The sequence below is a fragment of the Agarivorans sp. Z349TD_8 genome (assembly GCF_050870825.2).
GTDB lineage: Bacteria > Pseudomonadota > Gammaproteobacteria > Enterobacterales > Celerinatantimonadaceae > Agarivorans.
On the sequence record NZ_CP194037.2, the window covers coordinates 421,282 to 445,133 of the forward strand.

Annotated in this window: 20 protein-coding genes; 10 read left to right on the forward strand and 10 right to left on the reverse strand. The window is 47.6% G+C overall.

Annotated elements, in window-relative coordinates; genetic code table 11:
- Positions 1 to 506: 506 nt before the first annotated feature.
- The 3 genes from rlmF (at position 507) to ACRRS1_RS01845 (ending at position 2,862) form a co-directional block, all read left to right on the forward strand.
- On the forward strand, positions 507 to 1,469 hold the full coding sequence (rlmF, locus tag ACRRS1_RS01835; RefSeq protein ID WP_432464268.1) for a 23S rRNA (adenine(1618)-N(6))-methyltransferase RlmF: 963 nt from the start codon (positions 507 to 509) through the stop codon (positions 1,467 to 1,469).
- A gap of 69 nt (positions 1,470 to 1,538) precedes the next feature.
- Positions 1,539 to 2,429, forward strand: a complete 891-nt coding sequence (locus tag ACRRS1_RS01840; protein WP_432454886.1) for a PA4780 family RIO1-like protein kinase — start codon at positions 1,539 to 1,541, stop codon at positions 2,427 to 2,429.
- A gap of 250 nt (positions 2,430 to 2,679) precedes the next feature.
- Entirely contained in the window at positions 2,680 to 2,862 is a 183-nt protein-coding gene (locus tag ACRRS1_RS01845; protein WP_432464269.1) for an SDR family NAD(P)-dependent oxidoreductase, read from the forward strand.
- Positions 2,863 to 3,340: 478 nt separating this feature from the next.
- Here the strand turns inward: ACRRS1_RS01845 and ACRRS1_RS01850 are convergent, their stop codons facing one another.
- The 3 genes from ACRRS1_RS01850 to ACRRS1_RS01860 all read right to left on the reverse strand — a co-directional run bounded on the left by ACRRS1_RS01850 (position 3,341) and on the right by ACRRS1_RS01860 (position 7,379).
- Positions 3,341 to 4,888 carry an amidase gene (locus ACRRS1_RS01850; protein ID WP_432468525.1) on the reverse strand — a complete coding sequence of 516 codons (1,548 nt, stop codon included), beginning with the start codon at positions 4,886 to 4,888 and terminating at the stop codon, positions 3,341 to 3,343.
- A 722-nt stretch (positions 4,889 to 5,610) separates the two neighbouring features.
- Positions 5,611 to 6,198: a class I SAM-dependent methyltransferase gene (locus ACRRS1_RS01855; RefSeq protein ID WP_432468524.1), complete on the reverse strand. Its 588-nt coding sequence runs from the start codon at positions 6,196 to 6,198 to the stop codon at positions 5,611 to 5,613.
- Between the two features lie 287 nt (positions 6,199 to 6,485).
- Positions 6,486 to 7,379, reverse strand: coding sequence for a LysR family transcriptional regulator (locus tag ACRRS1_RS01860; protein ID WP_432460727.1), 894 nt, complete (start codon positions 7,377 to 7,379; stop codon positions 6,486 to 6,488).
- A 104-nt stretch (positions 7,380 to 7,483) separates the two neighbouring features.
- Between ACRRS1_RS01860 and aguB the strand changes: the two genes are divergently transcribed.
- Entirely contained in the window at positions 7,484 to 8,365 is an 882-nt protein-coding gene (gene aguB / locus ACRRS1_RS01865; RefSeq protein WP_432468523.1) for an N-carbamoylputrescine amidase, read from the forward strand.
- An 80-nt stretch (positions 8,366 to 8,445) separates the two neighbouring features.
- Positions 8,446 to 9,552 (forward strand): agmatine deiminase, encoded by a 1,107-nt coding sequence (gene aguA, locus ACRRS1_RS01870; protein ID WP_432460729.1) that lies wholly within the window; start codon positions 8,446 to 8,448, stop codon positions 9,550 to 9,552.
- A gap of 49 nt (positions 9,553 to 9,601) precedes the next feature.
- Here aguA and ilvA read toward each other — a convergent pair whose 3' ends face one another.
- The 4 genes from ilvA to ilvG all read right to left on the reverse strand — a co-directional run bounded on the left by ilvA (position 9,602) and on the right by ilvG (position 15,015).
- Complete coding sequence (ilvA, locus tag ACRRS1_RS01875) at positions 9,602 to 11,137, reverse strand: threonine ammonia-lyase, biosynthetic (protein WP_432468522.1); 1,536 nt, start codon at positions 11,135 to 11,137, stop codon at positions 9,602 to 9,604.
- Between the two features lie 67 nt (positions 11,138 to 11,204).
- Entirely contained in the window at positions 11,205 to 13,052 is a 1,848-nt protein-coding gene (ilvD, locus tag ACRRS1_RS01880; protein WP_432460731.1) for a dihydroxy-acid dehydratase, read from the reverse strand.
- Positions 13,053 to 13,096: 44 nt separating this feature from the next.
- The gene (gene ilvM, locus ACRRS1_RS01885; protein WP_432454872.1) at positions 13,097 to 13,357 is read right to left on the reverse strand and encodes an acetolactate synthase 2 small subunit; all 261 of its coding nucleotides are present in this window, start codon (positions 13,355 to 13,357) and stop codon (positions 13,097 to 13,099) included.
- Positions 13,357 to 15,015, reverse strand: a complete 1,659-nt coding sequence (ilvG, locus tag ACRRS1_RS01890) for an acetolactate synthase 2 catalytic subunit (RefSeq protein WP_432468521.1) — start codon at positions 15,013 to 15,015, stop codon at positions 13,357 to 13,359. Before ilvG ends, ilvM begins: the two co-directional genes overlap by 1 nt.
- 499 nt (positions 15,016 to 15,514) lie before the next feature.
- Between ilvG and ACRRS1_RS01895 the strand changes: the two genes are divergently transcribed.
- Positions 15,515 to 16,078, forward strand: coding sequence for a sugar O-acetyltransferase (locus ACRRS1_RS01895; protein ID WP_432460733.1), 564 nt, complete (start codon positions 15,515 to 15,517; stop codon positions 16,076 to 16,078).
- An 18-nt stretch (positions 16,079 to 16,096) separates the two neighbouring features.
- On the opposite strand, the gene ACRRS1_RS01900 is transcribed toward ACRRS1_RS01895, so the two are convergent.
- Together ACRRS1_RS01900 and ACRRS1_RS01905 are read right to left on the reverse strand one after the other, a co-directional pair.
- Positions 16,097 to 16,861 carry an SDR family oxidoreductase gene (locus ACRRS1_RS01900; RefSeq protein WP_432468520.1) on the reverse strand — a complete coding sequence of 255 codons (765 nt, stop codon included), beginning with the start codon at positions 16,859 to 16,861 and terminating at the stop codon, positions 16,097 to 16,099.
- Between the two features lie 364 nt (positions 16,862 to 17,225).
- The gene (locus tag ACRRS1_RS01905) at positions 17,226 to 18,134 is read right to left on the reverse strand and encodes a LysR family transcriptional regulator (RefSeq protein WP_432468519.1); all 909 of its coding nucleotides are present in this window, start codon (positions 18,132 to 18,134) and stop codon (positions 17,226 to 17,228) included.
- Between the two features lie 93 nt (positions 18,135 to 18,227).
- Between ACRRS1_RS01905 and ACRRS1_RS01910 the strand changes: the two genes are divergently transcribed.
- Entirely contained in the window at positions 18,228 to 19,148 is a 921-nt protein-coding gene (locus ACRRS1_RS01910) for a DMT family transporter (RefSeq protein WP_432468518.1), read from the forward strand.
- Positions 19,149 to 19,241: 93 nt separating this feature from the next.
- On the opposite strand, the gene ACRRS1_RS01915 is transcribed toward ACRRS1_RS01910, so the two are convergent.
- Complete coding sequence (locus ACRRS1_RS01915; RefSeq protein ID WP_432460735.1) at positions 19,242 to 20,732, reverse strand: PLP-dependent aminotransferase family protein; 1,491 nt, start codon at positions 20,730 to 20,732, stop codon at positions 19,242 to 19,244.
- A 205-nt stretch (positions 20,733 to 20,937) separates the two neighbouring features.
- On the opposite strand from ACRRS1_RS01915, the gene tauA reads away from it, so the two are divergent.
- Genes tauA through ACRRS1_RS01930 form a run of 3 tightly spaced genes read left to right on the forward strand, consistent with a single transcriptional unit; the run spans position 20,938 to position 23,781 of the window.
- Complete coding sequence (gene tauA / locus ACRRS1_RS01920; RefSeq protein ID WP_432468517.1) at positions 20,938 to 21,945, forward strand: taurine ABC transporter substrate-binding protein; 1,008 nt, start codon at positions 20,938 to 20,940, stop codon at positions 21,943 to 21,945.
- A 32-nt stretch (positions 21,946 to 21,977) separates the two neighbouring features.
- Positions 21,978 to 22,817, forward strand: a complete 840-nt coding sequence (locus ACRRS1_RS01925) for a taurine ABC transporter ATP-binding protein (RefSeq protein ID WP_432460737.1) — start codon at positions 21,978 to 21,980, stop codon at positions 22,815 to 22,817.
- Between the two features lie 10 nt (positions 22,818 to 22,827).
- Positions 22,828 to 23,781, forward strand: coding sequence for an ABC transporter permease subunit (locus ACRRS1_RS01930; RefSeq protein WP_432468516.1), 954 nt, complete (start codon positions 22,828 to 22,830; stop codon positions 23,779 to 23,781).
- Positions 23,782 to 23,852 lie beyond the last annotated feature (71 nt).

The window sequence follows — 23,852 nt, forward strand, 5'->3', positions numbered from 1 at the left end:
GGCGTCAACGAGCTGAAAGTTACCTATAGGAAGTTTAGCGTTTTGTTATTAAACGCTAAGGGCTCGCGAATGACAGGCGCATTATCGAATGCTTACCTAGCATCTCAATGTGCTTCGAGATGGATGGATTAAGTTTTGCTACTCGAAGTGAAGTGCATACAAACGGACGCGGATTCTGTATTTCAGCTAAGCGGACCTTAAGCTGACTATCAAAATCCAGAAGTTTCATAATTTCTCCTTGCTCCTGAGGCATATCAACGCCCAATTAAGGTGTGACCACGCTATAACATCAAACTAAACCATTGTACTGTAGAAAATTCAAATTGGAGTGAAATCGCCACGCGTTGCGAGTCACTCTCAAATCTTTACAAATATGAATGGCTTCGACATGTGCTGGCTTGTCAGCGAGCACATATTGCGGCGTTTATTAGCCTGAAAGGCAAGCCTTCGAGCTTGCTTGTCTTTATAATGCTGAGCTTGATACATAGATAAGGCCGATTTGCTTGATGCGAGATAACAAGAAAGCTCATCCAAGGGTGAAAAGCCTGCTTCATCCGCGCAATCAACACCGCCAGCGTTATGATTTTGTCGCATTAATTAAAACTTGCCCAGAGCTCAAGGCCTTTGTTGCGCGAAATGCCTACCAAGATCTGTCCATCGATTTCTTTAATCCTCAAGCGGTACGCTGTTTAAACAAGGCCTTGTTAAAGCATTTCTACCATATTGAGGGCTGGCAAATTCCCAAGCACAACCTTTGTCCGCCAATTCCCGGACGCGTTGATTATATCCATTATCTTGCTGATCTGCTCGGGCAGAGTCAGGGGGGAGATATTCCGCGAGGTGCCGGTGTGCGCTGTTTAGATGTTGGCGTGGGGGCGAATTGTGTTTACCCCTTGGTAGGTAGTGCGGAATATGGCTGGTCGTTTGTGGGGAGTGATATCGAAGCCGCCTCATTGCAATCGGCGCGGTTGATTGTGGATGCAAACCCGCATTTAGTGGCGCAAATAGAATTACGTTTGCAGCGCCAACCTGCTGCTATTTTTAAGGGGATGATTCAAGCCGATGAGCGTTTTGCTTTGACCTTATGTAACCCGCCTTTTCATCGTTCGGCGGCAGAGGCTCGCAGTGGTAGCCAGCGTAAGCAAAGCAACCTGAAAGCGCGTGGTAAATATCAACAAAGTTTGAATTTTGGTGGTCAAAGTAACGAGCTTTGGTGTGATGGCGGGGAGCTGAAATTTATCCAAAACATGCTGGTAGAGAGCCAACTTTTTGCAGAGCAATGCTTGTGGTTTACCAGCCTAGTCTCTAAAGAGTCCAACCTAAAAGGCATTTATCAAACGTTAGAACGATTAAAGCCGGCGCAAGTGAAGACCATCAAGATGGGTCAAGGTAATAAAATTAGTCGTTTTGTGGCTTGGAGCTTTATTTCACCCGCACAACACCGTCACTGGTTGAGTAACCCGCGCTGAGTCGATTATTTACTAGCGTAAAATGGTATGGATATTCCATCCTTCGACGAACTAAGGTATAAGGGCGCTATGAAAATACCCAAACGAATACAGCCTTTAGTTGATGATGGTCTGGTCGACGAAGTGCAAAGTCAGTTAATGAGCGGCAAAGAGGCCTCGGTGTACGTAGTACGCTGTGGGAATGAGATCCGCTGTGCCAAAGTTTATAAAGAAGCCAGCCAACGCAGCTTTAAGCAAGCGGTCGCTTATCGTGAAGGGCGTAAGGTGCGCAATAGTCGACGTGCCCGGGCGATGGAAAAAGGCTCAGGATTTGGTCGTGAGCAGCAAGAAAAAGTCTGGCAAAGCGCCGAAGTGGATGCGCTTTACAAGCTTGCTGCGGCGGACGTTCGGGTGCCTGAACCCTATGGCTGCTTTGACGGGGTATTGCTGATGGAGTTGGTGACCGATGACGAGGGCTATGTTGCGCCGCGTTTGAATGATGTGATGATGTCGGCGGAGCAAGCCGTAGAAGATCACGAAATGATGATGCGCTATGTGGTGCGCATGTTATGTGTGGGTTTGATCCATGGTGATTTGTCGGAGTTTAATGTGCTGGTGGATCAGTATGGTCCGGTGATTATCGATCTCCCTCAAGCGGTGGATGCCGCCGCCAATAATAATGCAGAGTGGATGCTGGCGCGGGATATCAACAATATGCGTGATTATTATGGTCAATATGCGCCAGAGCTATTAAAGACCGAGTACGCGAAAGAAATCTGGGCACTTTTTGAAAAAGGTGAATTAGCTGCTGAAACCGAGTTGACTGGTCAGTTTACCCAAGAGGATACGGTGGCCGACCTTGCCGCAATTATGCAAGAAATTGACTCGGCTCGAGAAGAAGAGCTGCGTCGCCGCGAACGGATTAACGAAGCCAAAAATGGTGTAGACGAGAGTAAATATAACTGGGCCGACGACGATTAAAGAAGTGGTAGAGCGTCATTTTTTTAATTGCTTAGGTACTTTTGTGTTAGCTGAGAATGACGCGTCTCGATTCAAGGTTAATCGGTGCGAAGCTAAATGCTCGTAGTGGTGGAGGCCAGAGGCTAAATACCTCAGGTTACCTGATTACACGGCATTAGATATGTGGTTATGATGTTGGCTGGTTTTGTTGTTGCCGTTGCCATTCCAATGCGACTTCACCCATTGTTTTAGGTGCTCCACGCTAAAAGCGTTGCCTTTACTTTCGGTTTATACAGCGAGTAAAGCGGCGATAAATGCCTTTACTGAGTCCTTAGCTATTGAATTAGAGCCCTTTAATATTCGAATGAATTTGGTGATACCGGGCCAGGCTCCCGCTACACGGTTTGGCGCGAATGCAAAAGCTCGCATGGAAAATGCTTTCCCAGAACCCTAGCTGGATTTAGCCAATAAAATGTTTCTGAAGAGGCCAAAACAAGCAAAAGTGACCCATTCACAAGATGTTGCTGAAGCAATCTGGCAAGCTGCCACCGTGTTGCTGGTGACGATGCGAAAGCAATGCTATTTAGCGACTAATACGTATTTTTCTACATGGGTTTGCAAGGCATTTAGCTTAGTCACGTTATTCCTTTTAAATACGAATGGCTGAAGTGAGCATTGGCGCGGCTACTCGGGTGGGTGCTTATATCTTTGATGCTATTGGGCTTGGCTGGCGGTCTAGTTCTCTTAAACGTTTTCGCACATTTATCGATTAGGCGACTTAAGTCAGCTAAAAAGCAGACTTAAGTTTTGTCATCGCGACCTAGCAATGTGAACACTGCGTTTTATTTATATAGCCCCAACTTTGATTATGAATTGGGGATATTTTTCATCTATAAACCATCGGGTTTATTAATCATCACTGAAACATAAATTTATAAGGCTGGTAATTTTTGATGCGTAGTTGATTCTTCAAACGCAGCCGCCATACCTAAAAGTTTCCCATCCTTGAAACGCTTACCAAGGAAGCTTAAGCCAACAGGGAAATTATTTGAAAATCCGGCTGGTATACTTATCACGGGTCTTCCGGTAAAGTTCGCCCAACCACAATGAGTACCTAGCTGATTAGGGTCAATTAAAGTTTCTGGATCTTCAACTTCAGCAGGTGGCAAAGAGACGGTAGGGTAAATAAGCGCATCTAGACCATATTCTTTGTAAATTTTATCAACACCTTTCGAAAATTTCACTCGACTCTCGACAGCTTCATTAAAGGTTTTAGGATCAAGCGGTTTGTTATCACTGTAGCTTAACCAGTCTTTAGTAATCGCATTCATTTTCGGGCTTTTCGCAATAAGGTCACCGTAGTTCAATACGTCAAAAGGTTCTGTTTGCTCTTTAAGTCCTTTTGGTATTTTAGCTTCGGTTCTTACGAAATAATCTTCTTTGCCGGTGGCATCCCAGTAAGAACCGGAACCGTATTCTGTCCACCAATCAGATGAAATATGAATTGGTTGTATAATAGCGCCTCGAGCACGAAGTTCATCAAGTGCTTTCTGCATTGTCGCAGAGATCTCGGGTGTGATAGCTATCTCTGCTGTCCATCCACCGAAAGGAGCAACAACATAGCCGAGTACTTTCCCTTTCAAAGATTTATTATCGTTTAGACTATGTACCAAAGTCTCTGTCAACGCATGACCGTGAGTTAGGGCATCTTTTTGATCTTCACCAGCCATAACATCAACAACAGTTGCAGCATCAATTACGTTTTTCGCTAGCGGGCCTATGGTATCGCCAAGAGTGTTATAGTCCATTCCTGTGGTAGGAACTATACCGGGAGATGGGCGATATCCAACGAGCGAAGTGAATGATGCTACATCTGTAATCGACCCACACGACTCAGTACCAAGAGCCACTGGTGCATAACCGGCAACAACCGAAGCAGCAGAACCACCGCTTGAACCATTAATATTTTTTGTACGATCTTGAGGATTATATGTTCTTCCGCCCGCACTCGATAAGGTATCCCAAAACATAGCAAATTCAGCCATATTTGTTTTACCCATTATCAATGCACCTGCTTTGATAAGCCTATCAACCGCCACCGCGTTATGGGCAGGCTGATACTCTTTTAATGCTTCATTACCATGACTGGTTGGCATGTTAGATGTATTAATATTGTCTTTAACAAAAATTGGGACTCCAGCAAGTGAAAGACTCGATTTATCGTTTAGTTTATCTAGCGCCTTTGCTTCTGCAATCACATCGGGGTTTTGTGTGAGAATAGCATTGAAGCCTTTCTTGGAGCTTTCAATGTTGTCGATCCGAGCCATGTATGCTTGTACTAATTCAACAGCAGTAACTTTTTTATGTTTGATGTCATTAATGATTTCTGTCACTGTGTAGTTTTCTACATTTTCGACGGCATAAACATTTCCTCCAAATAGAATTGCAGCTATCGCTATGCCAAGTGCTTGCTTCCTCATGTTCATTACTCCTTAAAATTAAATTGACAAGCTTTAAAGGCATCTTCTATGCCATACAAGACATTAGGATCAAAACAGATTAAATAGCATCCTAAATGATTGTGTTTTATGCAATCATTTGATCTTATTGGTGCGTGCGGCCCTTTTTTAGTGCACTGAAAATATTTAATTGATCGATTTCTCATTATTTTTAAGGGCGTGAATAATTGGTGTTATTAAACAATTGGATTGCTGGAATACTATTAAAAATTGAGAGAATAAAATATACGTCAACCTGATAAAGGCCATGTATACATATTCGATTAATTAAGTATAAGAGTGACTTTGGGAATGATTAAAAGTGAATATTATAAATTACTTCGAAGCATGTCCATATTGGCTCAGCGACGCGAATACGCCATTGTCTAATGCAATACAGATAAACCCTACAAATTTAATGGGCCCAAATAAAAGATCATATTTTAATATGCTTACTATCAGAATATTGCAGAAATAGATTCTTCATTACTGATGTGTCGAATCGCTTCAGCGAGTATTGGCTGGGTCACTCAGGTGGCGCTTAATAATAACGGCAAATAATATTTGGACGAGTGAATCGATTTGGGCGGAAAAGGATTTAGCTCAAATCTAAGCTGCCAAAACACCCTAGAAATTGGGAAACTGTCAGCTCAGCTCAGCTCAGCTCTGAGCAACTACACCCTAGTTTTGAGCCGAATATAGGGCTATTTTAGTGAGCCAATTGCTTGAATTACAGCCCCAATCCCATGGTGATTAATCCCCTCATTTACCACTCGATCAAGAGCTTCAAGGTGGCGAAATGAAAACTTAGGTAATTCTTTTATTAACGTTTCTTTTGAAATCATCATTGAAGCTACAGGAGGCCCCCCCGTTTTATATACTAGCTGCTCAGGTCTATAACCCTCTAGCAAAAAAACACCAGAAGGTTTAATTGCTAATTCAATTCGACTATATAAATCTTGCCTGAGTGTTGGTGGTAGGTGACAGTATATAGAGACAATACCGTCCCATTTACTTTCTCCAAGATCAAATGTTGCTAAATCGGCACAAATAGTTTCAATCACTACGTTATTTTCTTTAGCTAGCCTTTCTAATTTTTGGATGGCCACATTAGATATGTCTACCGCTGTTACCGAATACCCTAATTTGGCAAGAAAAACCGCATTTCTTCCTTCACCTTCAGCAAGTAATAACACTTTTCCTTCGGGGATTGCATCGTAATGACTTTTAAGAAAGTCATTCGGCAATTTCCCATAAACATATTCTTCTGTATCGTATATTTGATCCCACATATTAAATTCTCTATTTATGAAGCAAGTTTCGTTTACTTATATACTAACAACTTCTCATAAGGAAAATTAAGCTTGTTAGAACAAGATAATCTCACCCCTTTGTCCCATTGATTGTTCAACACCATATCACTCCTTTTTAGCAATTTCAGCACCATAGAACACAACTTGATAATCGAGTCATAAACGAAGGATGCGATGGCTGGTGACAACAAGGAATGCCATGAACACAGTCTGCAATGACCGCTTTTTAAGCCTTAAGCGATGGACAAACCAGGGGATGAGTCCTGTTATTCGGCGCACTTTTGGATTTGTTTGATTAACCATTGCAGGCTGTCTTGGCTGTCATACAGTTGGTGAGTGAAGATGCTCAGCGATAAATTGGGTAGGTCGGCGGGCAGTTGCACGATTCGAACTGGCAGCATTGTGGCAAGCTCCTGGGCGATTTGCAACGGCACACACATTAGGTAATGGGTGTTGGCAATCACCTTGGCGCCGGCGGCGTAACTTTGGATGGTGGTGGCAATCTGACGAGCCTGATGTTGTTTGAGTAACCAACGGTCGATGGGATCGGCACCGGAATTGATTAAGGGCAGGTGAACCTGAGGTGTTTGCACAAAAGTCTTTAGATTGAACTGTTCGGGGAAGCGACTCTGCTGCGCCACCAAGCCAACATAGGGGTCGCTCAGCCAGGGATAACGGCGATAATAACGCGGCATATCTTGCAGCTCGTCGACGCCTAAGATGAGATCGATACGGCCCTGCTCAATGCGTTCCATCTGGGTGTTTTCCGAAAGAATATCAATCGCGATCCGGATGTTCGGTGCATTGCTCTCCAGCATTTGAGTGAGTCGTGGTAGCGCAAAAAATTCGAAGTAATCAATGGCGCTGATATAAAAAGTTTTGGCATCCCGTTGCGGATCAAATGGCTTCATTTGATCGAAGGCCGTATCAATCGCCCTCAAGCCTTTTTGGATATTGGGCATCAGTGATAAGGCGAGTGGGGTGGGCTCCATGCCGCTTTGGGTTTTAATAAACAGTGGGTTGTTAAAGCGCTTACGTAATTTTGCCAGCACGTGACTGGCGGCCGATTGGCTCATATACAGTTTCTGGGCGGCTTTGGATAAGTTACGTTCTCGGTGTAGTACCACCAATAGGCGAAGTTGATTAATGTCGATATCCATCGTTATCGAACTCTCTCATATAGAAATGAAAAAAATGCATTTTTATTATAACCAAATCAAGTAGACAATGTGTCTCTGTTTTAAGCACTGAGGTTGGATAGTTGATGAGAAAGGTAAGCGTCGCCGCAACACAAATGTCTTGTTCCTGGCAAGTGAACGATAATATGGATAAAGCCGAGCGTTTAGTTCGCCAGGCCGCCGCGCAGGGCGCACAAATTATCTTGTTACAAGAGCTGTTTGAAACCCCTTATTTTTGTATCGAGATCCAAGAATCACATTTGGGTCTGGCCTCCGAGCTTGAAGATAATCTGGCCTTTCAGCGTTTAACCGCGCTCGCTAAAGAGTTACAGGTGGTATTGCCTTTTAGTTGGTTTGAAAGCGCCGGCAACGTGCGTTTTAACTCGGTGGCCATGATCGATGCCGACGGCAGTTTGCTTGGTATTTATCGCAAAACCCATATTCCAGACAGTGATGGATATTTGGAAAAGTACTATTTTAGCCCGGGAGATACAGGCTTTAAGGTCTGGCACACTCGCTACGCAAAAATCGGGGTGGGGATTTGCTGGGATCAGTGGTTTCCAGAAACCGCGAGAAGTTTAGCGCTGCAAGGGGCTGAATTACTCTTATTTCCTACCGCAATTGGCAGTGAACCCAGCCAACCAGAGATGGATTCGCAAAGCCATTGGCAACGGGTGATGCAGGGCCACGCTGCGGCCAACCAAGTTCCGGTGATTGCATCGAATCGAATTGGTCGCGAGCAAGCGACATCACGCGATTTAGCACTGACTTTCTATGGCTCTTCGTTTATTGCCGACGAGACTGGCGAAATTGTCGTTAAGGCCGATCGTGAAACTGAAACGGTGTTGGTGCATCAGTTTGATCTGGATGCTATTGCATTTCAGCGCAGCGCCTGGGGCTTGTTTAGAGATCGTCGTCCCGAGCAGTATCCACATCTACTTACCCTTGATGGTCGCTTAAAGAAATAATTTTAAATGGTGATGCTCCCTTGCTTGGCTGTTGGTCAATCTGTGGGGAGATGGCAAGCCAAACAATGAGGGAGCTATATATGAGTCAACAGCGAAAAACGCTGCCAGCGGAAGATGGTTTTAGCATGCCCGGTGAACACCAGCCACATAGTGAGGTGTGGATGTCATGGCCGATGCGACCAGACAATTGGCGGATGGGCGCAAAGTATGCGCAGCAAGCTTTTGTTGCGGTGGCCAGCGCTATCGCCCGGCGAACGCCAGTGGTGATGTTGGTGAATCATGCCCAATATGCCAATGCGAGAATGCAACTACCAGCGCAGATTAAAGTGGTTGAAATGTCTTATAACGATTGCTGGATGCGTGACATGGGGGCAACCTATTTACTCAATCAAGCGCAGCAGCGTCGCGGAGTGAGTTGGCAATTTAATGCTTGGGGCGGCTTAGTCGATGGGCTGTACTTCCCTTGGGATCTCGACAATGCTGTGGCTGAGAAAATGTTGAACCTCACTGAGGATGATATCTATTGCGCACCTTTTATTTTGGAAGGTGGTTCGATCCACAGTGATGGCGAGGGCACCTTATATACGACCGAAGAGTGCCTACTTCATCCCAGCCGTAATCCGGGATTGTCTAAGCGACAAATCGAAACTCACTTACAGAATTATCTTGGGATTGACAAGGTGATTTGGCTGCCACAAGGTTTATATGACGATGAGACGAATGGCCATGTGGATAACATTATGCATGTGGTTAAGCCGGGAGAAGTGGTGCTTACCTGCTGTGATGACCCCAGTGACCCGCAATATGCCATCAGCAAGAAGGCCTATCAGGTTTTAAGCAGCCAAAGCGATGCCAAGGGACGAGCGATTAAGGTACATCAGCTGCCGATGCCCGGTCCCCTTTATATGAGTGAGCAAGAAGCTGAAGGGATCGAGCCAAGTGCCGGGATGAAACGTCAGGCGGGAGAGCGCTTGGGGGCGTCTTATGCAAACTTTCTGATTAGTAATGGTCAGGTGATCTTTCCGCTGTTGGATGAACGCACCGATCAGCAGGCTCGGGATGTATTGCAACAGGCCTTCCCTGAACATCAGCTGATTGGCGTCGAGGCCCGCGAAATAGTGTTGGGCGGCGGTAATATTCACTGCATTACTCAACAAATTCCGCGCTCAAAGTCGCTTGCAGGGTGAGCGCTTTGCCAGGCCACTGTGCTAAGGCAGTGGCTCACGACTCTAACCTCTAGTTTTGCGCTAAAAAGAATTGATAGGCGGCATTGTCGGTTTCATCTTTGTAGTCAAAACCGAGTTGTGCCAGATGCTGGGTAAAGGCTGCGGTATCGCGGTCTTGTAATTCGAAGCCGGCCAATACCCGTCCGTAAGCGGAGCCGTGATTACGGTAGTGGAACAGGGTAATGTTCCAATGGTTGCCCAGCGTTTGTAAAAACTTGAGCAAGGCACCGGGTTGTTCGGGAAACTCAAAGCTAAATAGCCGCTCGTTTAATACCTTGCCGGGTTTGCCTCCCACCATATAACGCACATGCTGTTTAGCAAGTTCATCGTCGCTGAGATTGGTCACCGCATAGCCGCTGGCACTCAGGCTATCGAGCAGTGCCGGCAATTCCTGTTCGCTATTACTAACCCGAATACCAACAAAAATGCTGGCTTGTTGCTCATTGGCATAGCGGTAGTTAAATTCGGTAATAGCTCGGCCCCCGAGGTGCTCCACAAACTCGAGGTAAGCGCCCTGGCGTTCGGGAATATTCACCGCCATTACCGCTTCTTTTTTCTCACCCAGCTCGGTGCGCTCCGAGACATAACGCAGGTTATGAAAATTAACGTTTGCCCCAGATAAAATCGTCGCCAAGCGCTGGCCTTGTAAATTGTGTTGCTGGGCATAGGCTTTTAAACCCGCCAGCGCCAGTGCGCCGGAAGGTTCTGAAATGGCCCGGGTATCTTCAAAGATGTCTTTGACTGCCGCACAAATTTCATCGGAATTGACGGTGATCACTTCATCCAGATAGCGCTGGCAGAGCCGGAAGGTTTCTGTGCCAATCAGCTTGACCGCGACCCCATCGGCAAATAGTCCCACGCGTTCCAGCGGGGTCGGTTTGCCTGCGGCCAGTGCGGCGCTTAAACAGGCCGAGTCTTGCGCTTCTACCCCAATAATCTTGATCTGTGGCATCAGCTGTTTGATATATACCGCCACCCCCGCGGCGATGCCGCCGCCGCCTACTGGCACAAATATCGCGTTGAGGTGCATGTCTTGTTCCAGTAGCTCTTTGCCAATAGTGCCTTGTCCGGCGATTACATCCACATCATCGAAGGGCGGGATCAGGGTATAGCCGCGTTCCGCGGCGAGCTGTTTACTGTAGTGGCTGGCTTCGTCGAAACTGTCCCCGATCAAACGTACATCGGCACCCATGGCGCGCACCGAGTCTATTTTGATTTCTGGGGTGGTGGTGGGCATCACGATGATCGCATTAATATTGAGCCGTTGCGCCGACATTGCTACGCCCTGAGCATGGTTACCGGCCGAGGCGGCAATCACCCCGCGCTGGCGCTGAGCCTCGCTTAATTGGGCGATTTTATTGTAGGCGCCGCGTAACTTAAAAGAGTGCACCGATTGGCGGTCTTCGCGTTTCAACAGAATTTGGTTGCCCAGTCGCTTGGATAATTTGGGGAGTTCTTGTAAGGGCGTTACCTGAGCGATTTCATAAACTGGGGAGAGTAAGATCCGGCGAAGGTAATCGTTGGCACTGGGTAAGGTTTGAGACATGGTGTAACCTACAACTTGCATTAAATTAGCCCGGCGAACCGGGCTGAATATGATATCGAGAAAGGGCTTAGCCGAGTTTGCTCTTATCGCGTACTGCACCCTTGTCGGCGCTGGTGGCGAAGTGAGCGTACATCTTCAGTGAAGTGCTCACTTCACGCTCCCGTCCCACTGGGCGCCAGGCGTCACTGCCTTTGGCTTGCATTGCGGCGCGGCGTGTGGCCAATTGCTCTTCGCTCACTTCCAGTACAATGCTGCGCTCAGGAATGTTGATATCGATGATATCACCCTGTTCAACTAAACCAACCACGCCACCACTGGCGGCTTCTGGCGAAATGTGGCCAATTGACAGACCCGAGGTACCACCAGAGAAGCGACCGTCGGTTAGCAGGGCACATTTTTTACCTAAGCCCATGGATTTAAGGTAAGAGGTTGGGTAAAGCATTTCTTGCATGCCGGGGCCACCTTTTGGGCCTTCGTAGCGAATTAACACCACGTCACCCGCTTTGACCGTACCATCCAAGATCCCGGCAACTGCATCATCCTGGCTTTCAAAAATACAAGCCGGGCCGCGGAATACCAAGTTGTCGTCATCGACGCCAGCAGTTTTCACAATACAGCCGTCCAGGGCAACGTTTCCTTTTAAGACTGCCAGGCCACCTTCCAGGCTGAAGGCATTCTCCAAGCTACGAATACAGCCTTCGGCACGGTCGGTATCGAGTTCATCCCAGCGGCAATCCTGGCTAAAGGCTTGGGTGGTGCGAATACCTGCAGGACCCGCGCGATAAAAATCTTTCACGGCCTGATCCTGAGTTTGCATTACATCCCATTTAGCCAGCGTTTCAGCGAGGGTTTCGCCCATGATGTTGGGCACCTCACGGTGAATGAGACCGGCGCGATCCAGTTCACCGAGGATGCCCATAATACCGCCGGCGCGATGCACGTCTTCCATATGGTATTTATTGGTTGAGGGAGCCACTTTACACAGTTGAGGTACTTTACGGGACAATTCGTCCATGTGCTGCATGGTGTAATCCACGCCAGCTTCCTGAGCAATCGCGAGCAGGTGCAATACAGTATTGGTGGAACCACCCATGGCCACATCAAGGGTCATGGCATTTTCGAAGGACTCGAAGGTTGCAATAGAACGGGGTAATACGCTGGCATCATCTTGTTGGTAGTAGCGAGTGCACAAGTCAACGATGCGTTTACCGGCATTTAAGAACAGTTGCTTGCGATCGGCGTGGGTGGCAAGCATTGAGCCGTTGCCCGGCTGGGCTAAACCGAGTGCTTCCGCCAGGCAGTTCATCGAGTTTGCGGTGAACATGCCAGAACAAGAACCACAGGTAGGGCAGGCGCTGCGTTCCACTGCTTCGCTGTCACTATCGGAAACATTTTTGTCGGCACCCATCACCATGGCGTCCACCAAATCGAGTTTAATGATTTGGTCGCTCAGTTTGGTTTTACCGGCTTCCATTGGTCCGCCCGAGACAAAAATCACCGGAATGTTGATCCGCATTGCGGCCATTAACATCCCCGGTGTGATTTTGTCACAGTTAGAAATACAGACCATGGCATCGGCGCAATGCGCATTCACCATGTATTCAACCGAGTCAGCAATCAGATCGCGCGAGGGTAAGCTGTATAACATGCCGCCGTGGCCCATGGCGATGCCATCATCCACCGCGATGGTATTAAACTCTTTGGCAACGCCGCCTGCTTCTTCAATTGCGCCAGCCACCATTTGACCAAGATCTTTTAGGTGAACGTGACCCGGGACAAACTGGGTGAATGAATTCACCACTGCGATAATCGGCTTACCGAAATCTTCTTCTTTGGTTCCCGTTGCACGCCATAGGGCACGGGCTCCGGCCATGTTACGGCCTTCGGTTGTGGTGGCACTTCGCAGTTTAGGCATTGCTGTTTACTCCGTTAATCTGGTTTGCGTTTGCATATTTGGGTTTAGGCCATGACCACTTTGGCAGCGGGCATCACCTGTAATTGTTGTATGGTGACTTGCTCAACGTCGAATAATTTAATCAATTGATTATACAGCTGAGCGACCGGACGCTCACTGCTTACTGTGAGTTCAATTGAGTAAATTTTCGCGTTGAGTTCAATATTCATCGATTGTACTAAAAAACCGCGGTGACGTGTCACCCGTAATACACGTTCCAGTACATCGGCTTGGTTACGGGTTTCGATTGTGAGTGCATGTTCCATTAGCATTCCTCCATCATTTTGTCGTTGGCGACCCCAGGTGGTACTAGCGGCCATACATTCTCTTCGGCATCGATTAAAACGTGCAGTAGGTAGGGCCCTTGACTGTTGAGCATTCTATCTAAGGCAGCTGGGATCTCTATTTTATTGCAAATGGTTTCACCGGGAATATCGAAGGCGGAAGCCAATTTTACAAAATCAGGGTTGTCATCGAGGATGGTTTCACTGAAGCGACCATTAAAAAACAAGTTTTGCCACTGGCGTACCATACCCAAACGATTGTTGTCGATAAGCAGCATCTTGACCGGTAACTGAGCACGTTTAATGGTGGTCAGCTCTTGTACGTTCATCATGAACGAACCATCACCGGAGACATTAATTACGGTATCGTTGGGGCGGGCAAACTGAGCGCCAATGGCTGCTGGCAGGCCAAAGCCCATGGTCCCCAAACCGGCGCTAGACAGGTGGTTTTCGGGGCCGTTAAATTGCATGTGCTGGGCGACCCACATCTGGTGCTGACCCACATCGCAGGCAACCACGGTGTCTTGGTCGATCATTTGGCTGAGTTGATGCAGCATGCTGGGCGCGAAGATATGCTCGCCCGGATGGTCATAGCGCCAGGCAAAATCATGTTTACGTTGGGTGACAAGCTCGCGCCATGGCTGAATATCACACAAGCAGTGCAGTGCCGGCAAGGTGAGTTTTAAGTCGCTGCTTAAGGCTACATCGGGTTCTCGGCGTTTACCAAACTCACTAGCATCAATATCGAGGTGGATCACTTTGGCGTGAGGGGCAAATTCATCGAGTTTACCAGTGACCCGATCGTCGAAGCGAGCCCCAATGACTAATAAGACATCGCCTTCCTGAACGCTGAGGTTGGCGGCTTTGGTGCCGTGCATGCCTAACATGCCGAGGTAACAAGCTTGCTGCTCGGTGATGGCTCCAATGCCTTTGAGGGTGCTGACACTCGGGATCTGAGTGTAATCTAAAAACGCGCGTAATTCGCTAACCGCGTTCGCCATGCCGACGCCGCCGCCGACATAGACGATGGGCTGTTTGGCTTGACTGAGTAGGCGTTTCGCCTGCTTAAGTGCATCCGTTTCTGGAGGATTGGTCTGCAGGGCTGGGGCGAGGTAGGGCAGGCTCTCTTCAATTTCGGCTAACTGAATGTCTTTAGGCACATCGATTAACACCGGACCCGGGCGACCACTGGTGGCGATGACAAAAGCTTGTTCAATGGTGCGTTTGAGCTCGCTGATGTCGGTAACCATGAAGCTATGTTTGGTCACGGCCAGGGACATGCCTAAAACGTCGACCTCTTGAAAGGCGTCGGTGCCGATCACTGGCTGGGCAACCTGTCCAGTAATGGCCACCAGCGGAATTGAATCGAGCTGAGCTTCGGCAAGGCCGGTGACCAGGTTGGTTGCGCCGGGGCCAGAAGTGGCTATACATACCCCGACTTTGATGCCGCGGTTAGCGCCCGCTCTGGCGTAGCCCACCGCCGCCATTGCTGCGCCCTGCTCATGGCGGGTCAGCATATGTTTAATGCCTCCGTCGTAGAGCGCATCGTAGAGCGGCATAATTGCGCCCCCCGGATAACCAAAGACTTGTTCTACGCCCTGTTCTTTTAGAGCCGCTACAATTTGTTGAGCACCATTCATTCCCATTTCCTTTCCGCCGTTAACAAAAAACCCCCGAGCTTTGCAGCGCGGGGGTTTGGTGTTGTTTGCTTATTTCAGTTACAACAGCGCATCCCCGCGCGGTGATAAAATAATCACCACAAGGACGACGCTAATGACTAGAGCAACTGAAAAAGACATATTTAATAATTTTCCTCGAACAATAGGCTACAAGTATCACAGGATAAAATATGATTCAAGCTTGCTTTTCTTCCGCAAAGTTCCGCTGGCTGTTGGATAAATAAACGAATTGTAGTTTGATTTGCTAATTAAGTGTGATTCATCAGTTCTATATTCCAATTTGTTGTTTTTTACTGGTTATTTATATTGCATTTACAGCATAAAATTAAGTCGATTTTTCTTGGTATTAATTCATTTTTTAGTGGGAGGGGTGGCTGCTGGGGCAATCAGTGACGGTTTTGGGCATCGCTGATAAACATGCTAATGTGAGACATATCTGTATTGTATTTAAGGATATGCCATGACCGAAAAAGAAAAGATGTTAGCTGGTAAGCTGTATTTGGCCTTTGATGGCGAATTGGTTGAGGAGCGACACGAGGCGAAGTCTTTATGTTACGAGTTAAATCTACTGCATCCAGAAGAAGACCTGCGGTCGGAAGTGCTGGCAGAACTGCTGCCAAACAGCCTTGACCCATGGATTGAGCCCACATTTTTTTGTGATTATGGTTATAACATTACTACCGGAAAGAATTTCTACGCGAATCATGGTTGTGTGATCCTCGATGGCGCTCCGGTAACCATCGGTGATGACGTGATGTTTGCCCCAGCAGTACATATCTCTACGGCGACACATCCCTTAAATAGCCAACAACGCTTAGCGGGATTAGAGCGTGCTTTGCCAGTCATCATTGGAGACCGGGTATGGGTAGGCATGGGAGCGAATATTTTACCGGGGGTGAACATTGGCGACGATGCCGTGATCGCCGCCGGGGCGCTGGTAAATAAAGATGTTGCTGCCAGAACGGTGGTGGCTGGCGTACCTGCTCGGTACGTACGAGACGTTCCCGAGCAAGCAGAAGATTAGCTCGGTGTAAGTAGAGCCTTAGGACTCGCTTTGTTTCACCACATTAAAGTTGTTCCAGGCCTGCGAGCAAGGCATCACTTCTAAGCTGTTAATGTTGATATGGGCGGGTTGGCTGACGATCCAATAAATGATGTTGGCGATATCTTGCGGTTGCAGTGCATTGCTGTTGCCATACAGCTGGTCATATTTTTGTTGGTCGCCAGCAAACCGTACCAAGCTGAATTCACTTTCCGACAGACCCGGCTCGAGGCTGGTGACTCGCACGCCGGTGCCCACCAGATCGCAGCGTAAATTCCGCGAAAACTGCGCCACAAAAGCCTTCGACGCGCCGTAAACATGGCTGCCGGGATAGGGCCAGTTAGCAGCAATCGAGGCCAAGTTAATCACTGAGGCGACTGGTTGCTGGCTTAAGCTTGGCAGTAAGGCGTGAGTCACATTCACCAGCCCGGTGACGTTGGTATCGATCATGGTGTGCCAGTCGCTTAATTTGGCCTGTTGGCTTGGGTCGGTGCCCAGAGCTAAACCTGCATTGTTGATTAGCACACTTACTTGCTTGAAGTTTTCTGGTAAGTCGGCGACTAAATCGGCCACTTGCTGGCTGTCGCGTACATCCAGGCTGGCGTAGTGAACCGGGCATTGCGAGCCCAACTCATCGGCTAGCTGGGCTAAGCGCTCCAGGCGTCGTCCGGTGAGGATCAGCGGCCAGCCATGCTGAGCAAATAACTTGGCGCAGGCCAGACCAAAGCCCGAAGTTGCACCGGTAATGAAGACGCAGTTGTTCATAGTTAATTCCTTGTTTTCATGCTGAGCTGCAGAGGGTCGCCCTCGTCTCGCTAAAGGGCTTATTTGATGAAGCTCAGCTTAACGAAGTTAGTTCTGCTCGTTATAGAGCCAAAAGCTTGAACCGAAGGGACCAAGGCATTGACCGCATCGTGAGTGAGAAAAAGCTTGAAGATGTCGTACTTTCGCACTGCCAAGGGCGCTTCGCGTTACACATTTACATCCCAGGATTCGGTGGGGCAATGGTGCGACGTTAAGCCCAGGGCTATGGCGTTTTGAATCCAGATTGGCAGAGGGGGCGATTCCCTTAGGTTAAACATTACCGAAGTAGACTATTTGGCTGCAGGGGCTCGCGTGTATTTTTACTTTATGCTTCGGATATCTTGGGCTTATCAAAATGCTGCAACACAAAATCTACGAGTAGTCTCACCCGGAGTGGTAAGTTATTTCGGTCACGATATAACATTGATAGGGTACGGGCTTGGCTGCGCCATTCTGGGAGCACTTGCTTTATTTCTCCTCGTTCAATCATCGGCAAAGCAAAATAATCTGGAATATAACCAATACCTAATCCAGCTTTCACGGCATTTGTCATTAGCAATATTTCATTCACCTCTAGGCGCACTGATTGAATCGGATGGTGATTAAACTCTTCTCCACTGGCCTTGTGAACGAGTTGCCAAGGAATCATAGGACGGCAGATCACCGTTGAATGGGCGCATAGTTGCTGGGGCTGGGTAATGTTGTAGCTTGGGTGCTCTGGATGACAGCATAAGATAAAGTGTATCTGTTTTAGGGGGCGGATGATCCAATGTTCAAGGGCCGGATTACCGACCCGAAAAGCCACGTCTACCGCTGCCGCTTCAATATCCGTTAAGGCATTTGAAAAACTTAAATCTAATTTGATATCAGGGTATTGCAATAAGAAATCATAGAAGATGGTTTGTAAAAATTGTGCGCCAGCATTGATGGGTGCGGTGATTCTAATTTTGCCCTTAGGTTGATGCTTTTCTTGATGTAGATCTTCATCGATATCACTCAGTTCCTCAAATAAAGAGCTTGAACGTTGAAAATACTGCTCGCCAGTATGAGTTAAGGAGACACGATGTGCATCTCTATTCAATAGTCTTAATTGGAGATTTTGTTCCAATTGACTAATTCTTCGGCTTAAGGTCGATAGGGGCATCCCTAAGTGGTTTGCGGCTTGTTTGAAGCTGCCAAGTTGAGCTACGGCACAAAAACAACGTAAATCGTCAAGAGAATAAGTAGGTTTCATAAATGGAATTTACCGTCTTGATTTTGCTTCTTTATCCAGATAATAAAATCAATACACTATGTTTTATGTTTTGACAAGTCGCTAGGAGTGACCATGACTTTTTCTTCCACCACCAAAGCAGTTGTGTTGCTTGTTTTCTGTACCTTTTTTTGGGGGAGTTGCTTTCCTATTGGTAAACATGCATTAAATGAAGTGCATGCCTTAAGCTTGGTTTTTTGGCGGTTTGTAATTGCAGCAGGGTGTTTACTTATTTATTTGCTGTGGGCTGACATGCAGAAACTGAGTCTATCTTTAAACCAGTGGCTATGGGTGGTTACGGTCAGTGTAATCGGTGTCGGTGGGCTTAACTTAGGTTTATTTACTGGACTAACTTATACCAATGCAGCCAATGGCTCACTGATTATGGCTTTAAGCCCATTAATGACCTCGCTGATTGCTTGTATTGTGTTACGTAAATTACCATCTTTTGCGCAATGCCTTAGCTTGTTGGTTAGCTTATCGGGAGTCTTGTTGGTGGTCACCAATGGGCATCTTGAAACGCTCGTATCAATGAAAATTAACCATGGCGATAAACTGATATTTTTAGGGATGCTGGCTTGGAGCCTGTATACCTACTGTAGCCAAGGGATCAGCCGTTGGATGCCGGTTATTCCATATACCTTGCTTGGGATGCTGAGTGGTGCTTCTGTGATCGGTCTGATGTGCTTGCTTACTCCCAATGTTCATCCGCTCACTGAAGTGCTTGAAGGCTCTTTGCTGAGTGTTCTGGATCTAGTATATATTGGTGTTTTTGGCACCGTTGCCGGGTACTTGCTGTGGCTGAATGGGGTTCGTCATCTCGGTGCATCGAATGCCTCGCTGTTTTTCAACCTGGTTCCGATATTTGCTGTTTTCACTTCGTTCCTGATGGGGCAGGCGGTCACTCAGCTTCAATTACTAGGTATTTTAATTGTGATTGCAGGACTGTTGCTCCCACGCCTGATGTTGTTAAAACGAGCACCTGTCCAGCTATAATGCCGAATCACAAAAGGTGCTATAAAGATAGTTGGTGGGGGCTCAACAAAGAGACGTGAATTTTGGATGATTTTTGCAAGCCCCCTTGCTTGGCTAAGCGTGCTTGGCGAGCTTGCTGTGCTGTAATTGTTTGAGCACATTGCCGAGTTGCGCCAGGCCAGTTTCGATCTTGCTGTTTTCAATTGCTGAAAATCCTAAACGAATATAATTTTTGGGCGCATGCTCTTCGGCAAATAGGCTATCGCCAGATTCCACTAAAATCCCCTGTTTTGCTGCTTCGATGACCAGTTCTGTACTTGCGACATTGCTTGGTAATGCCAACCAAAAGCAGAAACTGCCTGGGGTGGCGTGCAGTTCGCATTGACCCAGGTGCTGTTGTAAGCCCTGATACATAAATTGCCATTTCTGTTCATAAACATGGCGCATCCGGCGCACATGACTATCGTAATAGCCTTGACCAATAAATAGCGCGGCGGTGCGCTGGTTATTGGCGGGCGGGTGGCGGTACATCAGCCGGCGCAGTGCACGCAATTCAGCGACCAGTTGTTTATTGGCAACAAGGTAGCCAAGCCGTAAGCCCGGAGAGAGTGATTTAGATAGGCTACCGATGTAGATGACACGACCATGTTGGTCGATACTTTTGAGCGCTGGTAGAGGTTGTGCCTTAAAGTTTACTTCACTCTCATAATCATCTTCAATTAGTACAAAATCGTCCGCATTGGCCTGTGCTAAAAGCGCCTTACGTCGTTCAATCGGCATGGTGACTGTTGTTGGGTATTGATGGCTGGGCGTAATACAGACATAGTCACACTGACTTAGTTGTGGACCTAATTGCAGGCCTTGTTCATCGAGAGTTAATGGGATGGGGCGCGAACCACACTGATTAAAAATATGTCGTTGATCGGCATACCCAGGGTTCTCGACCCCCACCTTAACGTCCTCTGTGACTAATAATGAGGCGAGCAGGTACAGTGAGTTTTGAGTGCCAAGGGTGATCAGAACTTCTTCGTTGCTGGCGGTAATGCCACGCTTGGATAAGATCTGTTGGCGTATTTGGGTGACTAATTCTTTATCGTCGACGTCGATGTAATCTTCGACCCAGTCTTGTACGCAATTACGGTTTTGCGCGATCCGCGAACATTCACGCCATTGATAGATTGGAAAGTGGCTTGGTTCTATTTGTCCATAAATGAAGGGATAGGGGTAGCGCAGCCAATTTTTATCTTTATTTAAGGTGCTAAAAGATGCTGGGGTGCTGCGTAGCCTTTGTTGCCAATTTACCTGAGTCTGGTCCAATGCTGGGCGAGATTGCACCAATTTGAGAGCGGGTTGTTGCGCTAATTCGGGGTTGACATAAAAGCCGCTCCGCTCATGTGCGATTAAGTAACCTTCATCCACCATGCTCTCGTACACCAAGACTACGGTGTTGCGCGATACCTTGAGTAGCTGAGCGAGCTTACGGCTTGAAGGAAGCGCCTTGGCGCCAAAGTAGTCATGTTGAATTAGCTCGACTAATCGCTCTCTGATTTGCTGTTGTAAACTTCTACCTGGGCGAAGTTCAATGTTCATCATCAAGTCATTCATGCCATACATCCTATGAAACTCGCTAGAGATATTATCGTTCTCTGCGCTTTATAGGTGATTGTCTGCAATTTATTGGCCAAATTGACGGATTATCGTTTGTGATTTCTTGGACCTGCAATTGAAAAAAATTGGCCCTATAGCTGGTTTTTTACAGGCAGTAACTTAAAACAACACGCATCGTGTCAGGTTCAACAAGGAGTTAACAATGAAACAGCTAAAGATAAACACGGCGATAGCGGCTTTGGCCACTTTGATGCTGGCATCGACGGCAAGCGCTAAAGACGTCACCATTGGTTATCAGGGGATGTTTAATCCATGGAAACACGCGATTAACGAAAAATTGGTGGAAAAAGAGACTGGCTATACCATCAAATGGCGTCGCTTTGACTCGGGCGCGAAAGCAATGACGGCAATGGCTTCGGGTGCTTTGGATATTGCATCCGCGGGCTCAAGCCCCATCGCCAGTGCCGTGAGCCGAGGCGTTGATATAGAACTGATTTGGATTTTAGAAAATATCGCAGATGCGGAAGCCTTAGTGGTTCGCGATGGAGCGGGAATTAATGCACCTTCAGATCTAAAAGGTAAACGGATTGCAGTGCCATTTGTATCTACGACTCACTTCCATGCCTTGTTTGCTCTAGAGCAATTTGGCTTAAGCGAGAAAGATGTTCGGCTGATTAATATGCAACCCAACTCGATTGCCGCAGCTTGGCAGCGAGGTGATATTGATGGTGCCTTTATTTGGGATCCAGCTCTGGGGAAAATTAAACAAAGCGGTAAGGTGTTGATTACTTCTGCAACTTTAAGCGCTTGGGGAAAACCGACCTTCGACGGCCTCGTGGCAAATAAAGAGTTCGCCGCGGCAAACCCTGATTTTGTCAGCAAAATGATTAAGGTTGTTGCAGATTTAGATGCCGATTATCGAGAGCATAAAACCAGCTTTGACGCCTCCAACCCAATCGCACAATCGATCGCTAAAATCAGTGGTGGCGATGTGAACACGGTGGCCGAAGTATTAGACCTATACGAGTTTCCAGACATGAAAACCCAGCTTTCTTGCAGTTGGTTAGGTTGTGGTGCCGAGGGTGGTGCCAGTAAGTCGCTCAAATCAACTTCTGAGTTTTTGAAAGAGCAAAAGAAAATTAATGACCTCATGCCAGACTATAGCAAGTTTGTGAATCCCTCATTTGCCGCTGCTGCCGCAAAAATGTAAGTCGAACAGGTGAGTGATACAGGAGGCTTAAAATGAATACGCTGGAAATTCACGATGTATCGGTCGTCTATCCTGCAGCCCAAGGCGGTGATCCGGTTACCGCCTTATCTGAGGTGAACTTAAACATTGAGCAAGGTGATTTTGTGGTTGCGCTGGGTGCATCGGGGTGCGGCAAAACCACCTTACTCAATTTGATCGCTGGTTTTATTTCGCCGACAAAGGGCTACTTAACGCTGGGAGACAGTGTGATAGAGGGCTATCCCAGGGTGGCCTGTGGTTTGGATATTGGGGATGAAATTGTCGGGCCTGGGGCTGACCGCGGTGTGGTTTTTCAAAAACACGCACTGTTGCCGTGGTTGAATGTGATTGAAAACACCGAGTTTGGCTTAAAACTGCAAGGTGTAGACAAACAACAGCGCCGCGAGCGCGCTGCCAGCTATTTAAAATTGGTGGGCCTGGAAGATTTTCATCAGCACAAGGTTTATCAGCTTTCCGGCGGGATGCAGCAACGGGTGGGGATCGCCCGAGCGCTGACCAATAACCCAGAAATGCTGTTACTCGATGAGCCCTTAGGTGCCTTGGACGCCTTAACGCGAGAGTCTTTGCAAGAACTGTTGTTAGACGTATGGCGCGAAACCAACAAAATGATGTTTTTTATTACCCATAGCGTAGATGAGGCCTTGCTGTTGGCGACGCGTTTAATTGTGATGTCGCCTCGTCCCGGGCGAATTACCCATGAGTTTAAAATCGATTTCAATCAACAATTTTTAGCTTGTCGGGATGCCCGCAAGGTGAAATCGAGCGCCGCCTTTATTGCCATGCGAGAACAGGTACTAGCGATTATTCATGGCGATGAAGCAGCCGTTGCCTAAGGAACAAATTATGACCACAAATACCATTGACGCCAGCCATCTGAACCAATCTGAGTCGGAACGCCCGTCGGCGGACTATATTGCGGTGCCTGCTCACCAGAAGCAGCTTACCCCGCTGGCCCAAAAAGTACTAAATACCACACAGCAAATCGGAGCCAGCAAAGCGGTCCCGAGTGGTGAGTACTTTGGCACCCCTGGTGCTGGAGACAGTAAGCTCATCGCGCTGTGTTCTACTTTATTCTGTCTTGGCTTGTGGGCCTTGGTCACCGAAGCTGGCATGATCAAACCGATGTTTTTACCTTCCCCTTTCGACGTATTAGCGCGCTTATGGGATGTGTTAATTGACGGCTTTGCAGGGGCTACGCTGGCAGAGCATTTAGGGGCGAGCTTAAGTCGGATCTTCGGCGCGTTTTTGTTAGCCAGTTTGATTGGGATCCCACTTGGGGTGGCCATTGGCTGTAGTCGAGTGATTCGTGGCATGTTTGATCCCTTGATTGAGTTTTATCGACCGCTGCCTCCTTTAGCTTACTTACCACTGGTGATCATTTGGTTGGGGATTGATGAAGCGAGTAAAGTCACGCTGATCTTTCTGGCGATGTTGGCACCAATCGTTCTGAGTGCTCGTTCAGGGGTGAGTTCGGTGCGAATCGAACAAATTCAAGTGGCTTATTCAATGGGGGCAAGCCGCTGGCAGGTGGTGACGCAAGTGATCGCCAAAGGCGCACTGCCAGATATTATGACCGGTATGCGGATCGCGATTGGTTTTGGATGGACGACGCTGGTGGCTGCAGAAATGGTTGCCGCCGAGCGAGGTATCGGCTTTATGGTGCTGAACGCATCTGAGTTTTTAGTGACCGACGTGGTGATTGCTGGCATCGTGGTGATTGGGATCATTGCCTATTGTTTTGATCTGATGATGCGCTTCCTCGAAAGTAAATTGATCCCATGGAAGGGTTATAACTAAATACTGATGTAGCGTAAAGATTTAGCTTTGACATGTTGTTTGCCCGGTTCGCCGGGCTTTTTTATATCAGG

Coding starts and splice junctions, on each gene's coding strand:
- ACRRS1_RS01895 (WP_432460733.1), top strand. CDS start 15,515: ATGACCGAAAAAGAAAAGATGTTAGCTGGTAAGCTGTATTTGGCCTTT.
- ACRRS1_RS01930 (WP_432468516.1), top strand. CDS start 22,828: ATGACCACAAATACCATTGACGCCAGCCATCTGAACCAATCTGAGTCG.
- ACRRS1_RS01855 (WP_432468524.1), bottom strand. CDS start 6,198: ATGTGGGATCAAATATACGATACAGAAGAATATGTTTATGGGAAATTG.
- aguA (WP_432460729.1), top strand. CDS start 8,446: ATGAGTCAACAGCGAAAAACGCTGCCAGCGGAAGATGGTTTTAGCATG.
- aguB (WP_432468523.1), top strand. CDS start 7,484: ATGAGAAAGGTAAGCGTCGCCGCAACACAAATGTCTTGTTCCTGGCAA.
- ACRRS1_RS01910 (WP_432468518.1), top strand. CDS start 18,228: ATGACTTTTTCTTCCACCACCAAAGCAGTTGTGTTGCTTGTTTTCTGT.
- ilvG (WP_432468521.1), bottom strand. CDS start 15,015: ATGAATGGTGCTCAACAAATTGTAGCGGCTCTAAAAGAACAGGGCGTA.
- ACRRS1_RS01860 (WP_432460727.1), bottom strand. CDS start 7,379: ATGGATATCGACATTAATCAACTTCGCCTATTGGTGGTACTACACCGA.
- rlmF (WP_432464268.1), top strand. CDS start 507: ATGCGAGATAACAAGAAAGCTCATCCAAGGGTGAAAAGCCTGCTTCAT.
- ACRRS1_RS01905 (WP_432468519.1), bottom strand. CDS start 18,134: ATGAAACCTACTTATTCTCTTGACGATTTACGTTGTTTTTGTGCCGTA.
- ilvD (WP_432460731.1), bottom strand. CDS start 13,052: ATGCCTAAACTGCGAAGTGCCACCACAACCGAAGGCCGTAACATGGCC.
- ACRRS1_RS01840 (WP_432454886.1), top strand. CDS start 1,539: ATGAAAATACCCAAACGAATACAGCCTTTAGTTGATGATGGTCTGGTC.
- ilvA (WP_432468522.1), bottom strand. CDS start 11,137: ATGTCTCAAACCTTACCCAGTGCCAACGATTACCTTCGCCGGATCTTA.
- ilvM (WP_432454872.1), bottom strand. CDS start 13,357: ATGGAACATGCACTCACAATCGAAACCCGTAACCAAGCCGATGTACTG.
- ACRRS1_RS01915 (WP_432460735.1), bottom strand. CDS start 20,732: ATGAATGACTTGATGATGAACATTGAACTTCGCCCAGGTAGAAGTTTA.
- ACRRS1_RS01900 (WP_432468520.1), bottom strand. CDS start 16,861: ATGAACAACTGCGTCTTCATTACCGGTGCAACTTCGGGCTTTGGTCTG.
- tauA (WP_432468517.1), top strand. CDS start 20,938: ATGAAACAGCTAAAGATAAACACGGCGATAGCGGCTTTGGCCACTTTG.
- ACRRS1_RS01925 (WP_432460737.1), top strand. CDS start 21,978: ATGAATACGCTGGAAATTCACGATGTATCGGTCGTCTATCCTGCAGCC.
- ACRRS1_RS01850 (WP_432468525.1), bottom strand. CDS start 4,888: ATGAGGAAGCAAGCACTTGGCATAGCGATAGCTGCAATTCTATTTGGA.